The organism is Campylobacter concisus, from assembly GCF_002092845.1.
In the GTDB taxonomy this organism is placed as follows: Bacteria; Campylobacterota; Campylobacteria; order Campylobacterales; family Campylobacteraceae; genus Campylobacter_A; species Campylobacter_A concisus_AQ.
On the sequence record NZ_LVXF01000001.1, the window covers coordinates 144,701 to 160,479 of the forward strand.

Here is a 15,779-nt window from a genome sequence, read left to right on the forward strand (position 1 = left end):
GCAACTTTGACTATAATCTGCAAAAAATTTATTGGATTTTTCATGAAAATAGATAAAATTTTTATCGCTTGCGATCACGCTGGAGTAGAGCTTAAGGTAGAGCTAAAGGAAGCCATAAAAAAGCTTGGACATGAAGTCATTGACCTTGGTACGAATGACAAAAATAGCGTTGATTACCCTGATTATGCGCATTTGCTAGCGAGCAAGCTTGAGCCTAACTACTACGGCGTGCTCATTTGTGGCACTGGTATTGGCATATCAATAGCCGCAAACAGGCATGAAAACGTAAGGTGTGCCCTTTGTCACGACGAATTTACCGCTAGACTTGCGAGAGAACATAACGATGCAAATGTTATCGCTTTTGGCGCAAGAGTGATCGGAGCTGGCGTTGCTACAGCAGCACTTGAAACATTTTTAAAGACAGAGTTTGCGGGCGGCAGACACGAAAGAAGAGTTAAAAAAATAGAGATTGAGGCAGACAAATGATAGGTGAGTGGATCGTTTTTACCGCTCTTGTTTGTGCTGCGATCTACCTAACTGTAATGGTTTTTTACTTTAAAACGCTTCTAAAAAAAGAGCGTGCGACAAAAGATTTTATGAAAAATAATCTCCAAGACACCGAGGTCGTCATAAGAAAATTTCAGATCCAACTCCAACGAAGTCTAGGCAACATCGACATCTTAACAGACGAGCTAAATAAGACCAAAAACGACGTGACCTCACTTCGCACAAGAAATTCCCAGTACCGCTTAGAAAACGACAAGCTAAGACAACGCATACGTGAGCTTGAAGGCAAAATCGAAGCGCTACTATAACATCAAATTTAAGGAAATTTATGAAAGTTTTAGATCAAAAAGGCAAAGAATTTTTACTAAACTCTATTCGCTGCATAAACGACTTTCCAAAGCCTGGCATAGTCTTTCGCGACATCACGACGCTGCTAAACAACAAAGAAGCATTTAACTTTTTAATAGATCATTTGGTGGCTAGATATGAGGATGCAAAGATTGATTACATCGCTGGCATCGAGTCACGTGGCTTCATTTTTGGCGCAGCGCTTGCAGCAAGACTAAGGCTGCCTTTTGTGCCTATTCGCAAGCCAAAAAAACTGCCTTTTATCACGCTTTCTCAAAAATATAGCCTAGAATACGGCGTCGATGAAGTGCAAATTCACATCGATGCTTTTGGAGAAAAAGCAGGTGCTAGAGTGCTTTTGATGGACGATCTAATAGCAACCGGAGGTACTGCAAAGGCTTCAGTCGAGCTTATCAATCAAACTAACGCAACCTGCGTAGAGGCGTGCTTTATCGTAGATCTAGTCAATCTAAAAGGTAGCGAGAAGCTAAAGTCACTTACTAAAATTTACAGCGTTTTAGAGGTTTAGTATGGAAGAGTTTTTTATAGAACTGCTTAAAGAGTACGGCTACATCATACTTTTTGTCTGGTGTATCATGGAGGGCGAGATGGCCTTAATAATGGCTGGAATTCTCGCTCACACCACACATATGCACATCGCGCTTGCTATCTTTGTGGCTGGACTTGGGGGCTTTGTGGGAGATCAAATTTACTTCTACCTTGGCCGTTACAATAAAAAATACATCGCAAAAAGGCTCCACGCGCAGCGGAGAAAATTTGCAGTGGCGCACATAATGCTGAAAAAATACGGCTGGCCGATCATCTTTTTGCAACGCTATATGTATGGCTTTCGCGTCATCATACCGCTTTGCATAGGACTTACTGGCTATGATGCTAAAAAATATGCCTTTATAAATTTGATCAGCGCTTGGTGCTGGGCGGCGATCACCACCATACCTGCTTGGATACTTGGCGAGCATATACTAGTGCTACTTCAAAAAGCAAAAGAGCACTGGTACGTCGCTATCCCAGTGGTTGCTATATTTATGGGACTTTTGATATATACATTTAAGCGCATCGAAAATAAAATTTTAAACGAAAGGAGAGACAGAAGACATGCAGTTTCAAATAGTTGATAAGAAATTAAAAGATATAAAAGCTGATATTGAACTAATTTTAGTAGTAGATAAGGACTTAAAACATAAATTTATAGGCGATAAAGAGGCTATTAAATTTAACAATTACAAAGGCGATAGCGTCCTCATCCTAAGCGAAGCAAAAAGGGCTTACGTGCCACTTTCTAAGCTTGATCTTGACGAGCTTAGAGTTGCAGCCGCTAAAGCTTATAACGCGCTAAAATCGCTAAACATCAAGAGCATAAAGCTAGCTTCTTACGTAGCGGAGTGCCAAAAACTAAGCTTTGAAGCGCTAGCTGAGGGCTTTTTGCTTGGGAGCTATGAATTTAACAAGTATAAAGAGAAAAAAGAGAGATACACCCTAAAAGAGATCATCTTTTCTACTGAAGAATTTTCTGGCAAAAAGGTCGATCTAAAGGCAGCAAATGAGGGCTTTAAAGAGGCAGAGATAATAGCAAGTGCTACAAATTTCACAAAAGATATCGTAAATGAAATCCCAGAAATTTACACACCACAAAAGATGGCGCAAGATGCACAAAATTTAGCCAAAAATATCGCAAGCATAAAGTGCGAGGTCTATGACGAGAAATTTCTAGCAAAAGAGAATATGAACGCATTTTTGGCGGTAAATCGCGCAAGCGTGCATAAACCAAGGCTCATCCACCTAACCTATAAGCCTAAAAAGTCTAAAAAACGCATCATCTTTGTTGGCAAAGGGCTAACATACGATAGCGGCGGACTTAGCTTGAAGCCGGCTGATTATATGCTCACTATGAAATCAGACAAAAGCGGTGCAGCAGCAGCTCTTGGCATCATAAAAGGCGCAGCGGAGCTAAATTTACCATTTGAAATTCACGCCATTTTGGGTGCAACTGAAAATATGATCGGCGGCAACGCCTATAAGCCTGATGACGTGCTTATTTCAAGAAGCGGCGTTAGCATAGAGGTTAGAAACACCGACGCAGAGGGACGTTTGGTCTTGGCTGATTGCCTAAGCTACGCGCAAGACTTTAAGCCAGACATCTTAATCGATATGGCAACTCTAACTGGTGCTTGCGTCGTGGGACTTGGCGAATACACAACAGGCATCATGGGTAACAGCGAGAGCCTAAAAAATGAGTTTAAAAACAAGATAAAAGATAGCGGCGAACTAGCAACTATGCTTGATTTCAACCCTTATCTGAGCGAGCTTATCAAAAGCCAGATCGCAGACGTTAGCAACTGCGCCTCAAGCAGATATGGTGGTGCGATCACTGCTGGTATGTTTCTAGCTAAATTTATCAAGGACGAGTATAAAGATAAGTGGCTACACCTCGATATCGCAGGTCCAGCATACCGCGAAAAGGCATGGGGGTACAACCAGGCAGGTGCGAGCGGGGCTGGCGTGAGGATGAATTTATACTTTTTACAAGCACTTAGCAAGGAGAATTGATGGGACTTTCAGTTGGAATAGTAGGCCTGCCAAATGTGGGCAAATCAACGACATTTAACGCACTTACAAAGGCGCAAAATGCCGAGAGTGCGAACTATCCGTTTTGCACTATCGAGCCAAACAAAGCCATCGTGCCAGTGCCTGATAAGCGCCTAAACGAGCTTGCAAAGATAGTTAGTCCTAATAAAATTCAATATTCAACCATCGAATTTGTCGATATCGCTGGCCTTGTAAAAGGGGCTAGCTCTGGCGAGGGACTTGGCAATAAATTTTTATCAAACATTAGAGAGACAGAGCTCATCCTTCATATAGTTCGTTGCTTTGAAGATGAAAATATCACCCACGTTGAGGGCAGCGTCGATCCAGTAAGAGACATCGAGATCATCCAAACCGAGCTAATACTAGCCGACATTGAGCAGCTAAACAAAAAGATAGAAAAGCTCACAAGAGAGGCGAAAGCAAACGCAAAGGGCGCTAAAGAAGCGCTTGAGATAGCAAATTTACTTTTGGCTCACCTAAATGAAGGTAAAAGTGCAAGCAGCTTTGAGCAAAGAGATAGCGAGGTATTTTTGGCGTTAAATAGAGAACTAAGACTTTTAAGTGCCAAAGAGGTAGTTTATGGTGCGAACGTCGATGAAGAAGGGCTTAGCGAAGATAATAAATTTGTAAAAGCGCTAAAAGAGTACGCAAAAGCCTCAAATCACGAGGTGATAAAGCTTTGCGCCAAGGTCGAAGAGGAGCTAATAGGCCTAAGCGACGAGGAGGCTCACGAGTTTTTAGCCTCTCTTGGCACGAGTGAAAGCGGTCTTGAAAAGATCATAAGAACGTCTTTTGCAAAGCTAAATTTGATAAGCTATTTCACCGCTGGCGTCGTTGAAGTAAGAGCTTGGACGATCACAAAGGGCTGGAAAGCACCAAAAGCAGCAAGTGTCATCCATAACGACTTTGAGCGTGGCTTTATCAGAGCTGAAGTGATAAGCTACGACGACTATATCGCACATGGTGGAGAAAATGGAGCCAAAGAGGCTGGTAAGATGAGACTTGAGGGCAAAGACTACATCGTACAAGATGGCGACGTGATGCACTTTAGGTTTAATGTTTAAATTTAGCCCTCTTTTGGGCTAAATAGTTAAAAAATATTTAATCCTTGGGCTGCATAAGGTAAATTAAAACTTCCTTATTATAGTTGATAAAAATTCTTTTGAAAAATATACTAAGCTATATCGTCTTATTAATATCTTTATTGATACATAAGCTTTTCTATACAAGCAATGATGTAAAAGTTATCAGCTCTGTGATATCAATATGGGTTTTATAAGTAAAGATAATAGCTCTTAGTTGCAGAGGTTGATGGTTTAATGAAGAACACAATTAAAGCAAGAAAGATTTCGATAGATAAAATAATACACTCATTATATTTTACAAGCTTTCATATCTATAATATTTTGAAGCCTATGAGCTTATGACTATAAAAAACATGATACTTTTTTAAGCTCATATTATAATGAATATATGAAAAACCACCAAAGTCTGAGCAAATAAGACACCGGCCAAGTAGGGTATAAAAATTTTACTTATATACCTAGCGTATTTATTTTATTATTCCAATGGTCTCGGCAAATTTAAGCTCTTTATTTTCAAAGAGATTGTATTCAATTGCATCTTTTTCGCTAAGTATCACGATAGTTGAGCCAAGCTCAAAATTCCCAAGGCGCTCGCCCTTTTTGATATGTAAATTTTCATACTCGTAAATTTGTGTAAAATTTGCCATCGCATTTGTCTGTATACGCTCATCAAAACAAAATTTCATCTTTCCGACATTTAACGCACCTACAAAAACAAGCCAAAGTTTCTTACCATTTTTTATCTCACAAGATAGCGCTACGCGTTCATTCTTTGTATAAAGGCTGTCTACTTTTGCAAGCCATTTTGCAGCCACGCTGTAAAGCTTACCCGGAATGTATATGGCTTTTTTAATGGCAATATCGCAAGGCGCATGATAATGATGATAATCTTTTGGGCTAAGATAGATATTTGCAAAGTCATATTCGCCCTCAAGCTCACTCTGCCCCAATAGTTCGCTTACACTATACTCCATGCCTTTTATGCTAAAGGCCTTTAGTTCCTTTGTGCTACCAAAACTAAGACAAGTACCATCAACTGGGCTTATAAACATCTCATCTGCTGCATCAAAATCTCTTGGTTTTATGAGCCTTCTAGTAAAAAGCTCATTTAAATTTTTATATTCATTTGCTGGCTTAAACTCGCTCATATCTATCTTAAACAGCTTTATGTAAAAAGAATTTATGGCTTCTTGAAGTGGTTTGAAAAAGTTAATCTTTGCAACCTTTCCAAAAATTTGAGAAAACAGATTGTCTTTACTCATTTTATTCCTTACTTAAATTTAATATTGCAATCTCACTTGGAGCAAAAATTCTAACAGGAGGCCCCCAAAATCCAGCACCACTGCTAACATAAGCTTGCATTTTATCATTAATCTTATAAAGGCCATGTAAAAATCCCTGATCAAGTAAAACCAAAAGACCAAAAGGGAAAATTTGACCAGCGTGCGTATGGCCGCAAAGCACTAGATCAACGTCTTGCTGCATTGATTTTATAAATTTTGGCTGATGAGAGAGCAAGATAGTAGGTAGCGATGGATCACATCCTATCAATGCTTCATCCAAATTTGGCTCTAAATGTTTAAACCTAATACCAGCCAAATCGTAAACGCCTGCTAAATTTATACTTGCAATTTTTTTGTTTTTATTACCTAAAATTTCTATGCCAAGAGAACTGATCTTTTCTAAAATACCATCTATCCCGTGATAATACTCATGATTGCCAGGGACATAAAAAGTCCCATAAGTGCTTTTAAGACTTTTTAATGGCTCCAAAAAATCTCCTATAAAAGCAGCATTTACATCAACTAAGTCGCCCACTATCACTACGATGTCAGGATTCGCCAAATTTATGTCATTGACGAGTTTTTTCATAAAATCTTTCTGCAGAAATTCTCCTATATGCACGTCCGTTATCATGGCTATTTTTATGGTGCTTTGTAAATTTTTTATTTTTATATCTACTTGTCTGATCTTTGGTGGTGTTAAAGCATTGAAAATACCTTTTAAAAAACAAGCAATTACAAAAATGACAAATGTAATATCAAAACAAAATTTTATAAATTTTCGTCTTGTTGGACTAAAATTACTTTTAGAAAAAATACTACGTAAAATATCGTAAAATAGACTAACAGCAAACAAAAATAGTGAAAAACCTATGAGCATACCAGCGATCAAATAAAGCTCAATACTTAGGAATGAAAACCTGATCTGAAGAACAAATATAAACTCAAAGATACAAATAACATATAAAAATATTCTAATTTTAGCAAGATATGGTATAAAAAATGAGACCTTTTTTATGAAACGATTATACGAATAAAAATTTATAAGAAAACTAAATACGAATGCTCCAATAATAATTCTCAAAAGTCCCAAAAATTATCCTTGTAAAAATAAAAAATTATATTTTATATTTTTAAATTTGTACTATAAAAATTAATATCTTACTTTTAATGTTATTAGTCTTAAAAATTGTATAGTTTTGAACGTATAAAAAATGATTTAAGTTGAGTAAATCTAATAGTTATTTAAGAAAGTAAGGTGGGAGAAAACCCACCTTATAAAGAATTATTTAACTTTACCAGTCTCAATTCTTTGTTTATAGATCTCACGAAGTTTTCTAATGTCGTTCTTAACTTCAAATACTCCATGCCAGTGTGAATAGTCAGGACCACCCATTAGAGCGCCTTGTCTCATACGGCGACCTTCGTGGTGCCACATATGATAGTAAACATCTTGGAATTCATCTTCCCAAGCGTCTGCGAGTAGTAAGTTTTTAGCTTTCAACTCTTCAAGCATCTTAGTTGCTTCAGCATTGTAAACGTTATAAAGCTCTACTTGCTTATCACCCATAATGAAGAAGTTATCTGTATGAGTTGATGTATGGCAAGCTTTACAAACTAGCTTCATCTCAGCTCTTGCTGCTTCTGGTCCATTTGGATGACCTGCAAGTGGCGTTCCTATGGTTAGTTTGCCAGTTTTTTCGTAAACAACAGCAGCTTGTTCATCACCAGCTGTTCTTAGCTTACTGCTGACGCCCCATAGGTTCCATTTTAGTCTTCTTGAAACATTGTGAGTTGTTGTTGTTTCACCAACACCACTCATGTGGCAAGCTGCACAAGTTGGAGCTCTAAAGTCTGGTACATCCCATGTATCAGGAGCAGCATCAAAATTCCATTTGTGAGCTTCGCTATTATAGATATGTCCGTGCATTGAGTTGTTAAAGATCTCAATATCTGGGTGATCAGGTCCAAGGTGGCAAGATGCACAAGCAGCTGGTTTTCTAGCTTCAGCTATGCTAAATGTGTGTGCGCTGTGGCATGATTTACATCCGCCTACGCCACCATCAGGATAAACATTACCTATACCGTAGTTTGGCCAAGTCTCTTTTGTAGGTTTGTGATCAGCGTCTAGTTTGATGACGGTTCCGTGGCACTGTGTACAACCAGTAGCGTCTGGAGCCATTTTGTATTCTGGATGATCCATACCTTCATAGTGATACATTAGTTTTACCATCGCAGGGTTAGCATACATTTGCATAGCACCTCTTGCGTGACCACTCTTAACAAATTCTTCAACCTCATTCTCGTGGCACTTAGCACAAGTTTTTGGGCTAACTAGCATTGATACGTGGTTGTTAGAATCTTTTGGATGCACCTTAACTGAAGCCATAGGATTATCTGCATTTACAGAGTGGCAATCCATACAACTTACGCCAACGTGAGCGTGGCGACTATTTTTCCAATCGGCAACTATGCCGGGTGTCTCTTTAGCGTGGCACTCAACACAGCTTTTTGATAAGTCTGACATTTTGTGAGCAACTTTAATGTTTTTTACAACATTAAGGTTTAAAGCGTCAGATTTATTTGCATCCATGTTTGCGGCAAAGCCAAAAGACATTAGACAGGCTAATAACATTAGCGACTTTTTAAACATCTCTCCTCCTTACTTGGTTTTATTGTTTTCTTGTTTTTTAATTGCTTCAAATTTATCGATTTGTAGTCCTAAATTCTTGTGACCAACATGCTCGTGGCAGTCAACACATGATTTCTTATTAGGATTTCCAAGAACGAAATAATCTCTATGTGGCAAGAATGATTTACCAGCTTGAATAACATTTTTTAAATTTGAGTGGCAAGTCAAACATCCACTATCATAGACAAAGTGAGATGCATGCTCACGTTTTTTACGCCAGTCGATCTTGTCTGTATCTGTAAAAAATGTCTTATAGCCATCATTTATCGATACTTTAAGTTTTGTAAGTACATAGGTATAGGCACTTGTATGGTTTAGGTGACAGGCTGAACATTCAGCTTTTATGCCAAGCTTGTTATTGCCGCCGTGCGCATCTTCATGATATGCAGCATTCATAGGATCCATCGTGTGGCAAATAGTACAGATGTAGCCGCTACCAGTTGCATGAAGTGCATCAGCAATACCCATAGACGCAATAAGTCCGATCACAATGCCGATAATAACAGATGACCAAACAAAAAATTTCTTCTTAACTTCAGCCAAAATCTCCTCCTGAATTTATCAATATATCGTAAATTTTTACGAAAATTTTAAGTGAATACTATCAAAAAATATATAAATTTTTTCTTTAAGTAAATAAAAATATTTATTTGATATTAACTTTCAATAAGAATAAATTTCTTGTAGCCCACCTATATCTTTTTCCAAAATTTGGTTCTTTTCGTCAAGTTTAACCAAACCATTTGTTTTAAATTTATTTAAAATTCTCGAAAAAGTTTCTGGCGTCATGTTAAGTATTGATGAAATTTTTGTATGTTTTAGCTCATTAAATAAATCTTCATGATCTAAAATAAACCTAGCCACTTTTTCTTCTGAGCTTAAAATTAACTCTTGATGAAGTAGATTTGTTGTGATTCTTATCTTTTCAGACATTGACTTTAAAAATTTCATACAAATTTCTGGCTTTATTAAAAATTCTGCCGCGAATTTTTCATAATTTATCTTTAATACCTCGCCAGATATGGTAAAAATGGCACTAGCTGGGTAGACAATATTTTCAAAATTTACGACTTCAGCTACAAAATTCATAGGTGCTAACTGATGAATAAAAATTTCTTTTCCATTTGCCGTGGTTTTATAAAGCTTAACAGAGCCGCTTATTAAAAATATTAACCATTTTGGCTCCTCGCCTTCTATAAATAAAAATTCACCCTTTTTATACTTTTTTACGACACTTATGGCTTCAAGTTTGGCTAAATCTTCTTCGTTTAAGCCTTGAAAAAACGGGATTTTTTCTATCATATTTTTACTCGCCTTTTTAAAATAAAAAACATTTTAGCATATAAAAATAAGATAAATTTTAATAGATTTTCAAAGGGAATTTTCCCCTTTGAATTTATGAAATTATTTTTTAAGTAGATCTCTAATCTCAGTTAGAAGTGCTATGTCAGCTGGAGTTTCAGGCTCTGCTGGAGCTGGCTCCTCTTTTGGTAATTTATTTTTAAGTGTATTTAAAGCTTTGATAACGCAGAAAATACAAAATGCGATTATTAAAAAATCAACCATTGTTTGTATAAATGAGCCATAGTTTATCGTAACAGCAGGTACGCCATCTACCGCTTCTTTTAGTGTAAGCTTAAGATCAGTAAAATTTACACCGCCAGTTAAAACGCCAACAACTGGCATGATGACATCACCAACTAGTGATGAAACGATCTTTCCAAACGCGCCACCTATAACAACACCAACAGCCATATCTATGACATTTCCACGCATCGCAAATTCTTTAAATTCGCTTATAAAACTCATTGTTTCTCCTAAAAATGTTAAATTTTTGTTCGGATTTTATTCAAGAAATGCTTTGCTTCGGCTAAAAAAATCAAATTACATAACTTTAAATTTATCAAGCTGGTGCTATAATCCAAACTCAAAATTTAACGTAAGGAATGAGCTTATGTATCGTTTTGCACCCTCTCCAACAGGAGATATGCACATAGGAAATTTACGTGCCGCTATTTTCAATTATATTTGTTCTTTACAAGATAAAAGTGGCTTTATTTTACGCATAGAAGATACCGACAAAGAGCGAAATATCGAGGGAAAAGAGAAAGATATCTTAGAAATTTTAAGCAAATTTGGTATAAAGCCAGAGCAAATTTACATCCAAAGTGAAAATTTAAAATTCCACAGGCAGCTAGCTTCAAAGCTTCTTATCGACAAAAAGGCCTTTGCTTGTTTTTGCACCGAAGAAGAGCTTGAGGCAAAAAAACAAAAAGCAAAAGAACAAGGCGTGGCATATAGATATGACGGTACCTGCGAGAGACTAAGCGATGCTGAAGTTTTAAACTGCGAGAAGCCATTTGTCATCCGCATGAAAAAGCCAACACGCACTATGAGCTTTACAGATGCGATCAAAGGCGAGCTAAGTTTTGAACCAGACGCAGTTGATAGCTTTGTCATCATGAGAGCAGACAAGACTCCAACTTACAACTTTGCTTGTGCAGTCGATGATATGCTTGAGGGCGTAACTTTTGTCATACGTGGCGAGGATCACGTGAGCAATACACCAAAGCAAGATCTCATACGCGAGGGCCTTGGCTACACTGGCAAGATGAATTACGCGCATTTGCCTATACTTTTAAATATTGAAGGTAAAAAAATGAGCAAACGTGAGAATGAGTCAAGTGTAAAATGGCTCTTTGAGCAGGGATTTTTGCCTGAGGCGATCGCAAACTATTTGATACTTCTTGGTAACAAAACTCCGACTGAAATTTTTACCATCGAAGAGGCGGTGAAGTGGTTTGATATAACCAAAATTTCACGCTCGCCGGCTAGATTTGACGTGAAAAAACTTGAGCAAATAAATAGAGAACACATCAAGCTTGCTTCAAAAGAGCGTATAAAAGAAATTTTTGGCGTAGATGAGAGTAAGGCTGAGTTAGTTAAATTTTACACTCAAGAAAGCTCATTAGTGCCTGAGATAAAGGCAAAAGTAGAGGCTATATACTCACCAAAAATAGCTCCAGATGAGTACAAAAACGAATTTGAGATCATCAAAAAAGCAGCTCGTAATTTAAAAGCTTGCGAAACTTTTGATGAGTTTAAAAAAGAGCTTATGAACGCTACAAATTTAAAAGGCAAAAACTTTTTCATGCCGCTACGTGCGCTTCTTACAAACGACCTTCACGGTCCTGAGCTAAGCGAGCTCTATCCTCTTATCAAAGATGATCTGGCCAAAATTTTAATCTAGGAGCAAAAATGATACTTTCCACTCTATTTTCAGCGATCGCAAACATTTTGCACCTTATTATCACGGTCTATACTTGGGTCATCATCGCAGCAGCTCTGATTAGCTGGGTCAGACCTGATCCTAGCTCGCCGGTCGTGCAGCTACTTTATAGGCTAACTGAGCCGGTTTATAGCTTTATTAGACGCTATATAAAGACAAATTTTAGCGGCATCGACTTTACTCCGCTTATTGTGCTTTTAGCACTTCAATTTTTAGATCAATTTTTAATAAGGCTTTTATTTGGTTTTGCTGCGTCACTTTAGTATTCTCTCTCTTGCCTGTGTTGCTCTTTTAGGTAAAATTTATACCTATGAGGAGCTAAAAAATGAGCCAAAAAGCCTAGCAAAAGACTACTATATTAACCGCCTTATTAACGAGGGCAGTTACACAAAAGAGCAGATCGCAGATCTTTCGCGTGATGTGTTTAGAAAAGCGGGTCTTGTTCAAAAATCAATCGATAAAATTTTACCTCCAAAAGTGGCTCCTAGCAAATGCCCTGGTATAAATGCAAAAAATATCACCCAAGCAAATCTAACCTGCCAAAATTTTCTAACATCTATTGCTTTTAGCTTAAAGCTTGATAATCACACTCGTGAAATTTTAGCAGCCAATCTTGCAAAGACAAATCCAGAAAAATCAAAAATTTTACTCGTATTAAATGAAGCAAATCCGGCTAAAGTTTTTGCAAATTTAAACGATACAAAGAGCTTTTTAGAGCTATTTAACGCCTCTAGCCCGCAAAATAAAAGCATACTTTTTAGCGAAAGCTTTGATGCAAATTTTATGACCAAGCTCTACTCACAAAAGGGCTTTACAAATTTATTAAACGACCTTGTTTTTAATAAAAAATATGAAGGTTTTAGAAGAAATTTGCTAAGTATCGATCCAGCCATCACTGAGAAAAATGATGCTTTTACGCTTGGATTAAATGCCATTTTACTAGGACAAGACGATATCGCTTTTAGTCTTTTTGCAAGAGCTAAAAGTACATTTGAAAGAGCTTGGCAAAGAGACAATGCGACCTTTTGGCAGTACCAGATAAGCAAAAACGAAAGCTTTTTAAAAGAGCTAGGTGCCAGCAAGGACGCAAATATCTACTCACTTTACGCAAGAGATTTGATCGGTGGCGAACCACTCGAGGTCATCGTACCAAGGCCTAGTAAGCAAAATATCGAAAATTTTGACGTAAGCGATCCGTTTTTATGGAACAAAACTGTAGCCCTTGCAAAAGATATGAATGCCACGCAAGCAAGCGAATTTGCGAAGAAATTTTATACAAACGAAAGCATCGGCGCCTATGCATACTTCATGCAAAAGGCGCATGGCTGGGAGAAGCAATACTTCTTAATGCCAAGCTCTCCTGAGCTTGAGGGCATCAGCAACGAGAGAAAGTCAATGATCTACGCTCTGGCTAGACAAGAGAGTCTCTTTATCCCAAGCGTAGTTTCTACTTCATACGCCCTTGGTATGATGCAGTTTATGCCGTTTCTCGCAAATGCGATCGGCAAAAAAGAGCTAAAAATCCCAAATTTTGATGAAGACGATCTTTTTAAAACCGATGTCGCCTTTAAATTTGCAAATCACCACCTAAACTACCTTGATAAATTTCTCTATCATCCGCTCTTTACCGCATACGCGTATAACGGCGGTATCGGCTTTACCAAAAAAGTCATCACAAGAGATGATATGTTTAAAGAGGGAAAATTCGAGCCATTTTTATCGATCGAGCTTGTCCCAGTCGCAGAAACTAGAAACTACGGAAAGAAGGTGCTTGCCAACTACGTAATCTATATGGCGCTTACTGGTTCCAATATAAAGATTTCGCAACTTTTCGAAAATTTAACAAAACCGGCTTTGACTGATAAATTTCGAAACTAAGTGCTAGATCATCGCTTTGCTTACTTGGTGCGGTCACTTCATAATAGAGCGCCCAAGGCATAGAAAATCCAGCAAATTTTAGCATCTCGTCATTTTCATCAAGTAGCCTTGCATTTGTGGCATTTGAGTCGTCATTTACTTTTATGTTCTTTAAATTTTGTGCATGTTCTTTTGGATTTATAGCCACCAAAAAGTGCTCTTTGCTTGCATCTAAATCTGAGTTATAAATAGGATTTAGATAGGTTGCTACAATTAGCGTTCTATCGGTACCGTCAATAATCTCGCTCTTGCTTGTGTAAGCTAGAAGCTCATTTTTTAACGGCTCATGTACAATTACTTTTTCACCAGCACAGCCAAATATCATCAAAATAAATACAAAAAACGATAAAAATTTGCTCATAAAAACTCTTGAATTTCTAAAATTTCTGCCATTTTAGCATTTTAATTTTTAAATTTCACTCATAAATTTTAAAGCCAACATAAGTTATAATCGCGAGAAATTTTAACAAAAAAAGGTTCTTATGAAAAGACTTGCTATTGCTTTTTCTGGCCCTTCAAATAGCGGGAAAACGACTCTTATTTTAAAGGTAGCAAAAAAATTTATAGATGATGGTTTGAAAGTCGCGATAGTAAAACATGATCCAGGCGACAAGGCCAAATTTGATGTTGAAGGCAAGGATAGCTTTAAATTTTCACAAACTGGGGCAGATGTGGTGGTGATGAGTCCGACTAGAACAACTTATTTCTCACAAAATCCACAAGAAATTAGCGATGTCATTAAAATGCTAGGTGAGTTTGACATGCTCTTAGTCGAGGGTTTGAAGACGCTTCCACTACCAAGATTAAGTGTTTTTAAAGATGAAATAGATGAAAAATATCTTAGCTTTTCAGATGCGATCGCAACATACAAAAAACAAATTCCTTACGAGATAAAAAATATAAATTTAGACGATATAGACGCAATTTGTGCGTGGATAATCAAAAATGCAAAGGCTGTATAATGCAAGAATTAAACCAAATTTTTAACACCATAAAAGAGATCGCAAAAGAGATAAGCGAGGTCATAAAATACGCCGATCTTGGCTACACAACTCACGAAAATGCAACCGGAGACACACAGCTAAAGCTTGATGTCAAAAGCGACGAGATCATCACGGCTAAATTTAAAGAGCTTGCCTGCGTAAAAGCACTAATTAGCGAAGAGAAAGAGGACGCTCTTGAGATAAATAAAAATGCTAAATTTATAATCGCTTACGATCCACTTGATGGCTCAAGCTTAGTTGATGTAAATTTCGCTGTTGGCTCGATCTTTGGTATCTACGAAAACGAAGTAAAACCAGAAAATTTAATAGCCGCAGCTTACAGCATCTATGGTCCAAGACTTGAGCTTGTAATTGCCGAGAAAAAGGGTGCCTTGCCTAAATTTTATAGACTTGGCAAAGATGGCGAGTTTAAATTTGTAAAAGAGCTTGAGCTAAAAGAAAAGGGCAAGCTAAACGCCACAGGAGCCACGCAAAAAGGCTGGAGCCAAACGCATAGAAATTTCATAAATGAGCTATTTAACGAGGGCTACAGGCTAAGATACTCAGGCGCGATGGTAAGCGACTTGCATCAAATTTTACTAAAAGGTGGTGGTCTTTTTAGCTACCCTGCAACGAGCGATCATCCAAATGGTAAGCTAAGGGTCGTCTTTGAAGTGTTGCCATTTGCCTTTATATATGAAAACGCAAAGGGCGTAACCTCAAACGGCGAAAACCAAACACTTTTTAATATAAAAATAGAAAAAATTCACCAAACAACGCCATGCTTTTTTGGCTCACGTGATGAAATTTCTCTTTTGCATAAATTTTACGAGCAAAAATAATGCAAGAAACACAAGCAAACGAGCCACTTGACGCATTTGAGCTAGCCTTAAAGCAAAAAGCAAAAATTTTGCAAGAGTGCCAAAGCCAAAAAGGGCAAAAAAGCTGCTTTAACTGCGAAGTATTTTTTGACTGCGAGACAAGAAAAGAGTATGTAAATAGCTGCTATAACTCGATGTCAAAAGGCAATACTGGCAGCGATGGCGGATTTGATTTTTAAAATTAAAG

At 37.5% G+C, this 15,779-nt stretch carries 19 protein-coding genes; 12 read left to right on the forward strand and 7 right to left on the reverse strand.

The window, feature by feature from the left end; all coding sequences use genetic code 11:
- Window positions 1-42: 42 nt before the first annotated feature.
- The 6 genes from rpiB to ychF are packed head-to-tail and all read left to right on the forward strand — an operon-like array spanning window position 43 to window position 4,526.
- Entirely contained in the window at window positions 43-486 is a 444-nt protein-coding gene (rpiB, locus tag A3854_RS00705) for a ribose 5-phosphate isomerase B (protein ID WP_084040992.1), read from the forward strand.
- Window positions 483-815 (forward strand): hypothetical protein, encoded by a 333-nt coding sequence (locus tag A3854_RS00710; RefSeq protein WP_002939538.1) that lies wholly within the window; start codon window positions 483-485, stop codon window positions 813-815. Before rpiB ends, A3854_RS00710 begins: the two co-directional genes overlap by 4 nt.
- Before the next feature lie 20 nt (window positions 816-835).
- Complete coding sequence (apt, locus tag A3854_RS00715; protein ID WP_084040836.1) at window positions 836-1,384, forward strand: adenine phosphoribosyltransferase; 549 nt, start codon at window positions 836-838, stop codon at window positions 1,382-1,384.
- A gap of 1 nt (window position 1,385) precedes the next feature.
- Complete coding sequence (locus A3854_RS00720; RefSeq protein WP_084040838.1) at window positions 1,386-1,991, forward strand: DedA family protein; 606 nt, start codon at window positions 1,386-1,388, stop codon at window positions 1,989-1,991.
- Window positions 1,972-3,423 carry a leucyl aminopeptidase gene (locus tag A3854_RS00725; RefSeq protein WP_084040840.1) on the forward strand — a complete coding sequence of 484 codons (1,452 nt, stop codon included), beginning with the start codon at window positions 1,972-1,974 and terminating at the stop codon, window positions 3,421-3,423. The genes A3854_RS00720 and A3854_RS00725 overlap by 20 nt, the downstream gene beginning before the upstream one ends.
- Window positions 3,423-4,526 (forward strand): redox-regulated ATPase YchF, encoded by a 1,104-nt coding sequence (ychF, locus tag A3854_RS00730; protein WP_084040842.1) that lies wholly within the window; start codon window positions 3,423-3,425, stop codon window positions 4,524-4,526. The genes A3854_RS00725 and ychF overlap by 1 nt, the downstream gene beginning before the upstream one ends.
- Window positions 4,527-5,014: 488 nt before the next feature.
- Here the strand turns inward: ychF and A3854_RS00735 are convergent, their stop codons facing one another.
- From A3854_RS00735 to mscL, 6 genes are all read right to left on the reverse strand, one after another.
- A complete protein-coding gene (locus A3854_RS00735) occupies window positions 5,015-5,809 on the reverse strand; it encodes a phosphatidylserine decarboxylase (RefSeq protein WP_084040844.1) in 795 nt (264 codons plus the stop codon).
- 1 nt (window position 5,810) lies between these two features.
- Window positions 5,811-6,923, reverse strand: coding sequence for a metallophosphoesterase (locus A3854_RS00740; RefSeq protein WP_084040846.1), 1,113 nt, complete (start codon window positions 6,921-6,923; stop codon window positions 5,811-5,813).
- A gap of 192 nt (window positions 6,924-7,115) precedes the next feature.
- On the reverse strand, window positions 7,116-8,483 hold the full coding sequence (locus tag A3854_RS00745) for a multiheme c-type cytochrome (protein WP_084040848.1): 1,368 nt from the start codon (window positions 8,481-8,483) through the stop codon (window positions 7,116-7,118).
- Window positions 8,484-8,492: 9 nt separating this feature from the next.
- Entirely contained in the window at window positions 8,493-9,065 is a 573-nt protein-coding gene (locus A3854_RS00750) for a cytochrome c3 family protein (RefSeq protein WP_084040850.1), read from the reverse strand.
- A gap of 120 nt (window positions 9,066-9,185) precedes the next feature.
- Window positions 9,186-9,824, reverse strand: a complete 639-nt coding sequence (locus tag A3854_RS00755) for a Crp/Fnr family transcriptional regulator (protein ID WP_084040852.1) — start codon at window positions 9,822-9,824, stop codon at window positions 9,186-9,188.
- A gap of 102 nt (window positions 9,825-9,926) precedes the next feature.
- Window positions 9,927-10,331, reverse strand: a complete 405-nt coding sequence (mscL, locus tag A3854_RS00760; RefSeq protein ID WP_084040854.1) for a large-conductance mechanosensitive channel protein MscL — start codon at window positions 10,329-10,331, stop codon at window positions 9,927-9,929.
- A gap of 145 nt (window positions 10,332-10,476) precedes the next feature.
- Here mscL and gltX point away from each other — a divergent pair, with 145 nt between their 5' ends.
- Genes gltX through A3854_RS00775 form a run of 3 tightly spaced genes read left to right on the forward strand, consistent with a single transcriptional unit; the run spans window position 10,477 to window position 13,689 of the window.
- Window positions 10,477-11,772 carry a glutamate--tRNA ligase gene (gltX, locus tag A3854_RS00765; RefSeq protein WP_084040993.1) on the forward strand — a complete coding sequence of 432 codons (1,296 nt, stop codon included), beginning with the start codon at window positions 10,477-10,479 and terminating at the stop codon, window positions 11,770-11,772.
- Window positions 11,773-11,780: 8 nt separating this feature from the next.
- The gene (locus A3854_RS00770; protein WP_021090481.1) at window positions 11,781-12,074 is read left to right on the forward strand and encodes a YggT family protein; all 294 of its coding nucleotides are present in this window, start codon (window positions 11,781-11,783) and stop codon (window positions 12,072-12,074) included.
- A complete protein-coding gene (locus A3854_RS00775; protein WP_084040856.1) occupies window positions 12,052-13,689 on the forward strand; it encodes a lytic transglycosylase domain-containing protein in 1,638 nt (545 codons plus the stop codon). The genes A3854_RS00770 and A3854_RS00775 overlap by 23 nt, the downstream gene beginning before the upstream one ends.
- On the opposite strand, the gene A3854_RS00780 is transcribed toward A3854_RS00775, so the two are convergent.
- Window positions 13,610-14,089, reverse strand: a complete 480-nt coding sequence (locus tag A3854_RS00780) for a hypothetical protein (RefSeq protein ID WP_084040858.1) — start codon at window positions 14,087-14,089, stop codon at window positions 13,610-13,612. The two genes, A3854_RS00775 and A3854_RS00780, sit on opposite strands and share 80 nt — an antisense overlap.
- A gap of 121 nt (window positions 14,090-14,210) precedes the next feature.
- Here A3854_RS00780 and mobB point away from each other — a divergent pair, with 121 nt between their 5' ends.
- From mobB to A3854_RS00795, 3 genes are read left to right on the forward strand one after another with little or no spacing between them, the layout of a single operon-like run.
- Window positions 14,211-14,690 (forward strand): molybdopterin-guanine dinucleotide biosynthesis protein B, encoded by a 480-nt coding sequence (gene mobB, locus A3854_RS00785; RefSeq protein ID WP_084040860.1) that lies wholly within the window; start codon window positions 14,211-14,213, stop codon window positions 14,688-14,690.
- Window positions 14,690-15,553, forward strand: a complete 864-nt coding sequence (locus tag A3854_RS00790) for a class 1 fructose-bisphosphatase (protein WP_257639843.1) — start codon at window positions 14,690-14,692, stop codon at window positions 15,551-15,553. Before mobB ends, A3854_RS00790 begins: the two co-directional genes overlap by 1 nt.
- The gene (locus A3854_RS00795; RefSeq protein WP_084040864.1) at window positions 15,553-15,771 is read left to right on the forward strand and encodes a hypothetical protein; all 219 of its coding nucleotides are present in this window, start codon (window positions 15,553-15,555) and stop codon (window positions 15,769-15,771) included. Before A3854_RS00790 ends, A3854_RS00795 begins: the two co-directional genes overlap by 1 nt.
- Window positions 15,772-15,779 lie beyond the last annotated feature (8 nt).

What these genes read in the sequence shown, in the direction of transcription:
- rpiB (WP_084040992.1), top strand. Translation starts at nt 43, where the DNA reads ATGAAAATAGATAAAATTTTTATCGCTTGCGATCACGCTGGAGTAGAG.
- A3854_RS00710 (WP_002939538.1), top strand. Translation starts at nt 483, where the DNA reads ATGATAGGTGAGTGGATCGTTTTTACCGCTCTTGTTTGTGCTGCGATC.
- apt (WP_084040836.1), top strand. Translation starts at nt 836, where the DNA reads ATGAAAGTTTTAGATCAAAAAGGCAAAGAATTTTTACTAAACTCTATT.
- A3854_RS00720 (WP_084040838.1), top strand. Translation starts at nt 1,386, where the DNA reads ATGGAAGAGTTTTTTATAGAACTGCTTAAAGAGTACGGCTACATCATA.
- A3854_RS00725 (WP_084040840.1), top strand. Translation starts at nt 1,972, where the DNA reads ATGCAGTTTCAAATAGTTGATAAGAAATTAAAAGATATAAAAGCTGAT.
- ychF (WP_084040842.1), top strand. Translation starts at nt 3,423, where the DNA reads ATGGGACTTTCAGTTGGAATAGTAGGCCTGCCAAATGTGGGCAAATCA.
- A3854_RS00735 (WP_084040844.1), bottom strand. Translation starts at nt 5,809, where the DNA reads ATGAGTAAAGACAATCTGTTTTCTCAAATTTTTGGAAAGGTTGCAAAG.
- A3854_RS00745 (WP_084040848.1), bottom strand. Translation starts at nt 8,483, where the DNA reads ATGTTTAAAAAGTCGCTAATGTTATTAGCCTGTCTAATGTCTTTTGGC.
- A3854_RS00755 (WP_084040852.1), bottom strand. Translation starts at nt 9,824, where the DNA reads ATGATAGAAAAAATCCCGTTTTTTCAAGGCTTAAACGAAGAAGATTTA.
- mscL (WP_084040854.1), bottom strand. Translation starts at nt 10,331, where the DNA reads ATGAGTTTTATAAGCGAATTTAAAGAATTTGCGATGCGTGGAAATGTC.
- gltX (WP_084040993.1), top strand. Translation starts at nt 10,477, where the DNA reads ATGTATCGTTTTGCACCCTCTCCAACAGGAGATATGCACATAGGAAAT.
- A3854_RS00770 (WP_021090481.1), top strand. Translation starts at nt 11,781, where the DNA reads ATGATACTTTCCACTCTATTTTCAGCGATCGCAAACATTTTGCACCTT.
- A3854_RS00780 (WP_084040858.1), bottom strand. Translation starts at nt 14,089, where the DNA reads ATGAGCAAATTTTTATCGTTTTTTGTATTTATTTTGATGATATTTGGC.
- mobB (WP_084040860.1), top strand. Translation starts at nt 14,211, where the DNA reads ATGAAAAGACTTGCTATTGCTTTTTCTGGCCCTTCAAATAGCGGGAAA.
- A3854_RS00790 (WP_257639843.1), top strand. Translation starts at nt 14,690, where the DNA reads ATGCAAGAATTAAACCAAATTTTTAACACCATAAAAGAGATCGCAAAA.
- A3854_RS00795 (WP_084040864.1), top strand. Translation starts at nt 15,553, where the DNA reads ATGCAAGAAACACAAGCAAACGAGCCACTTGACGCATTTGAGCTAGCC.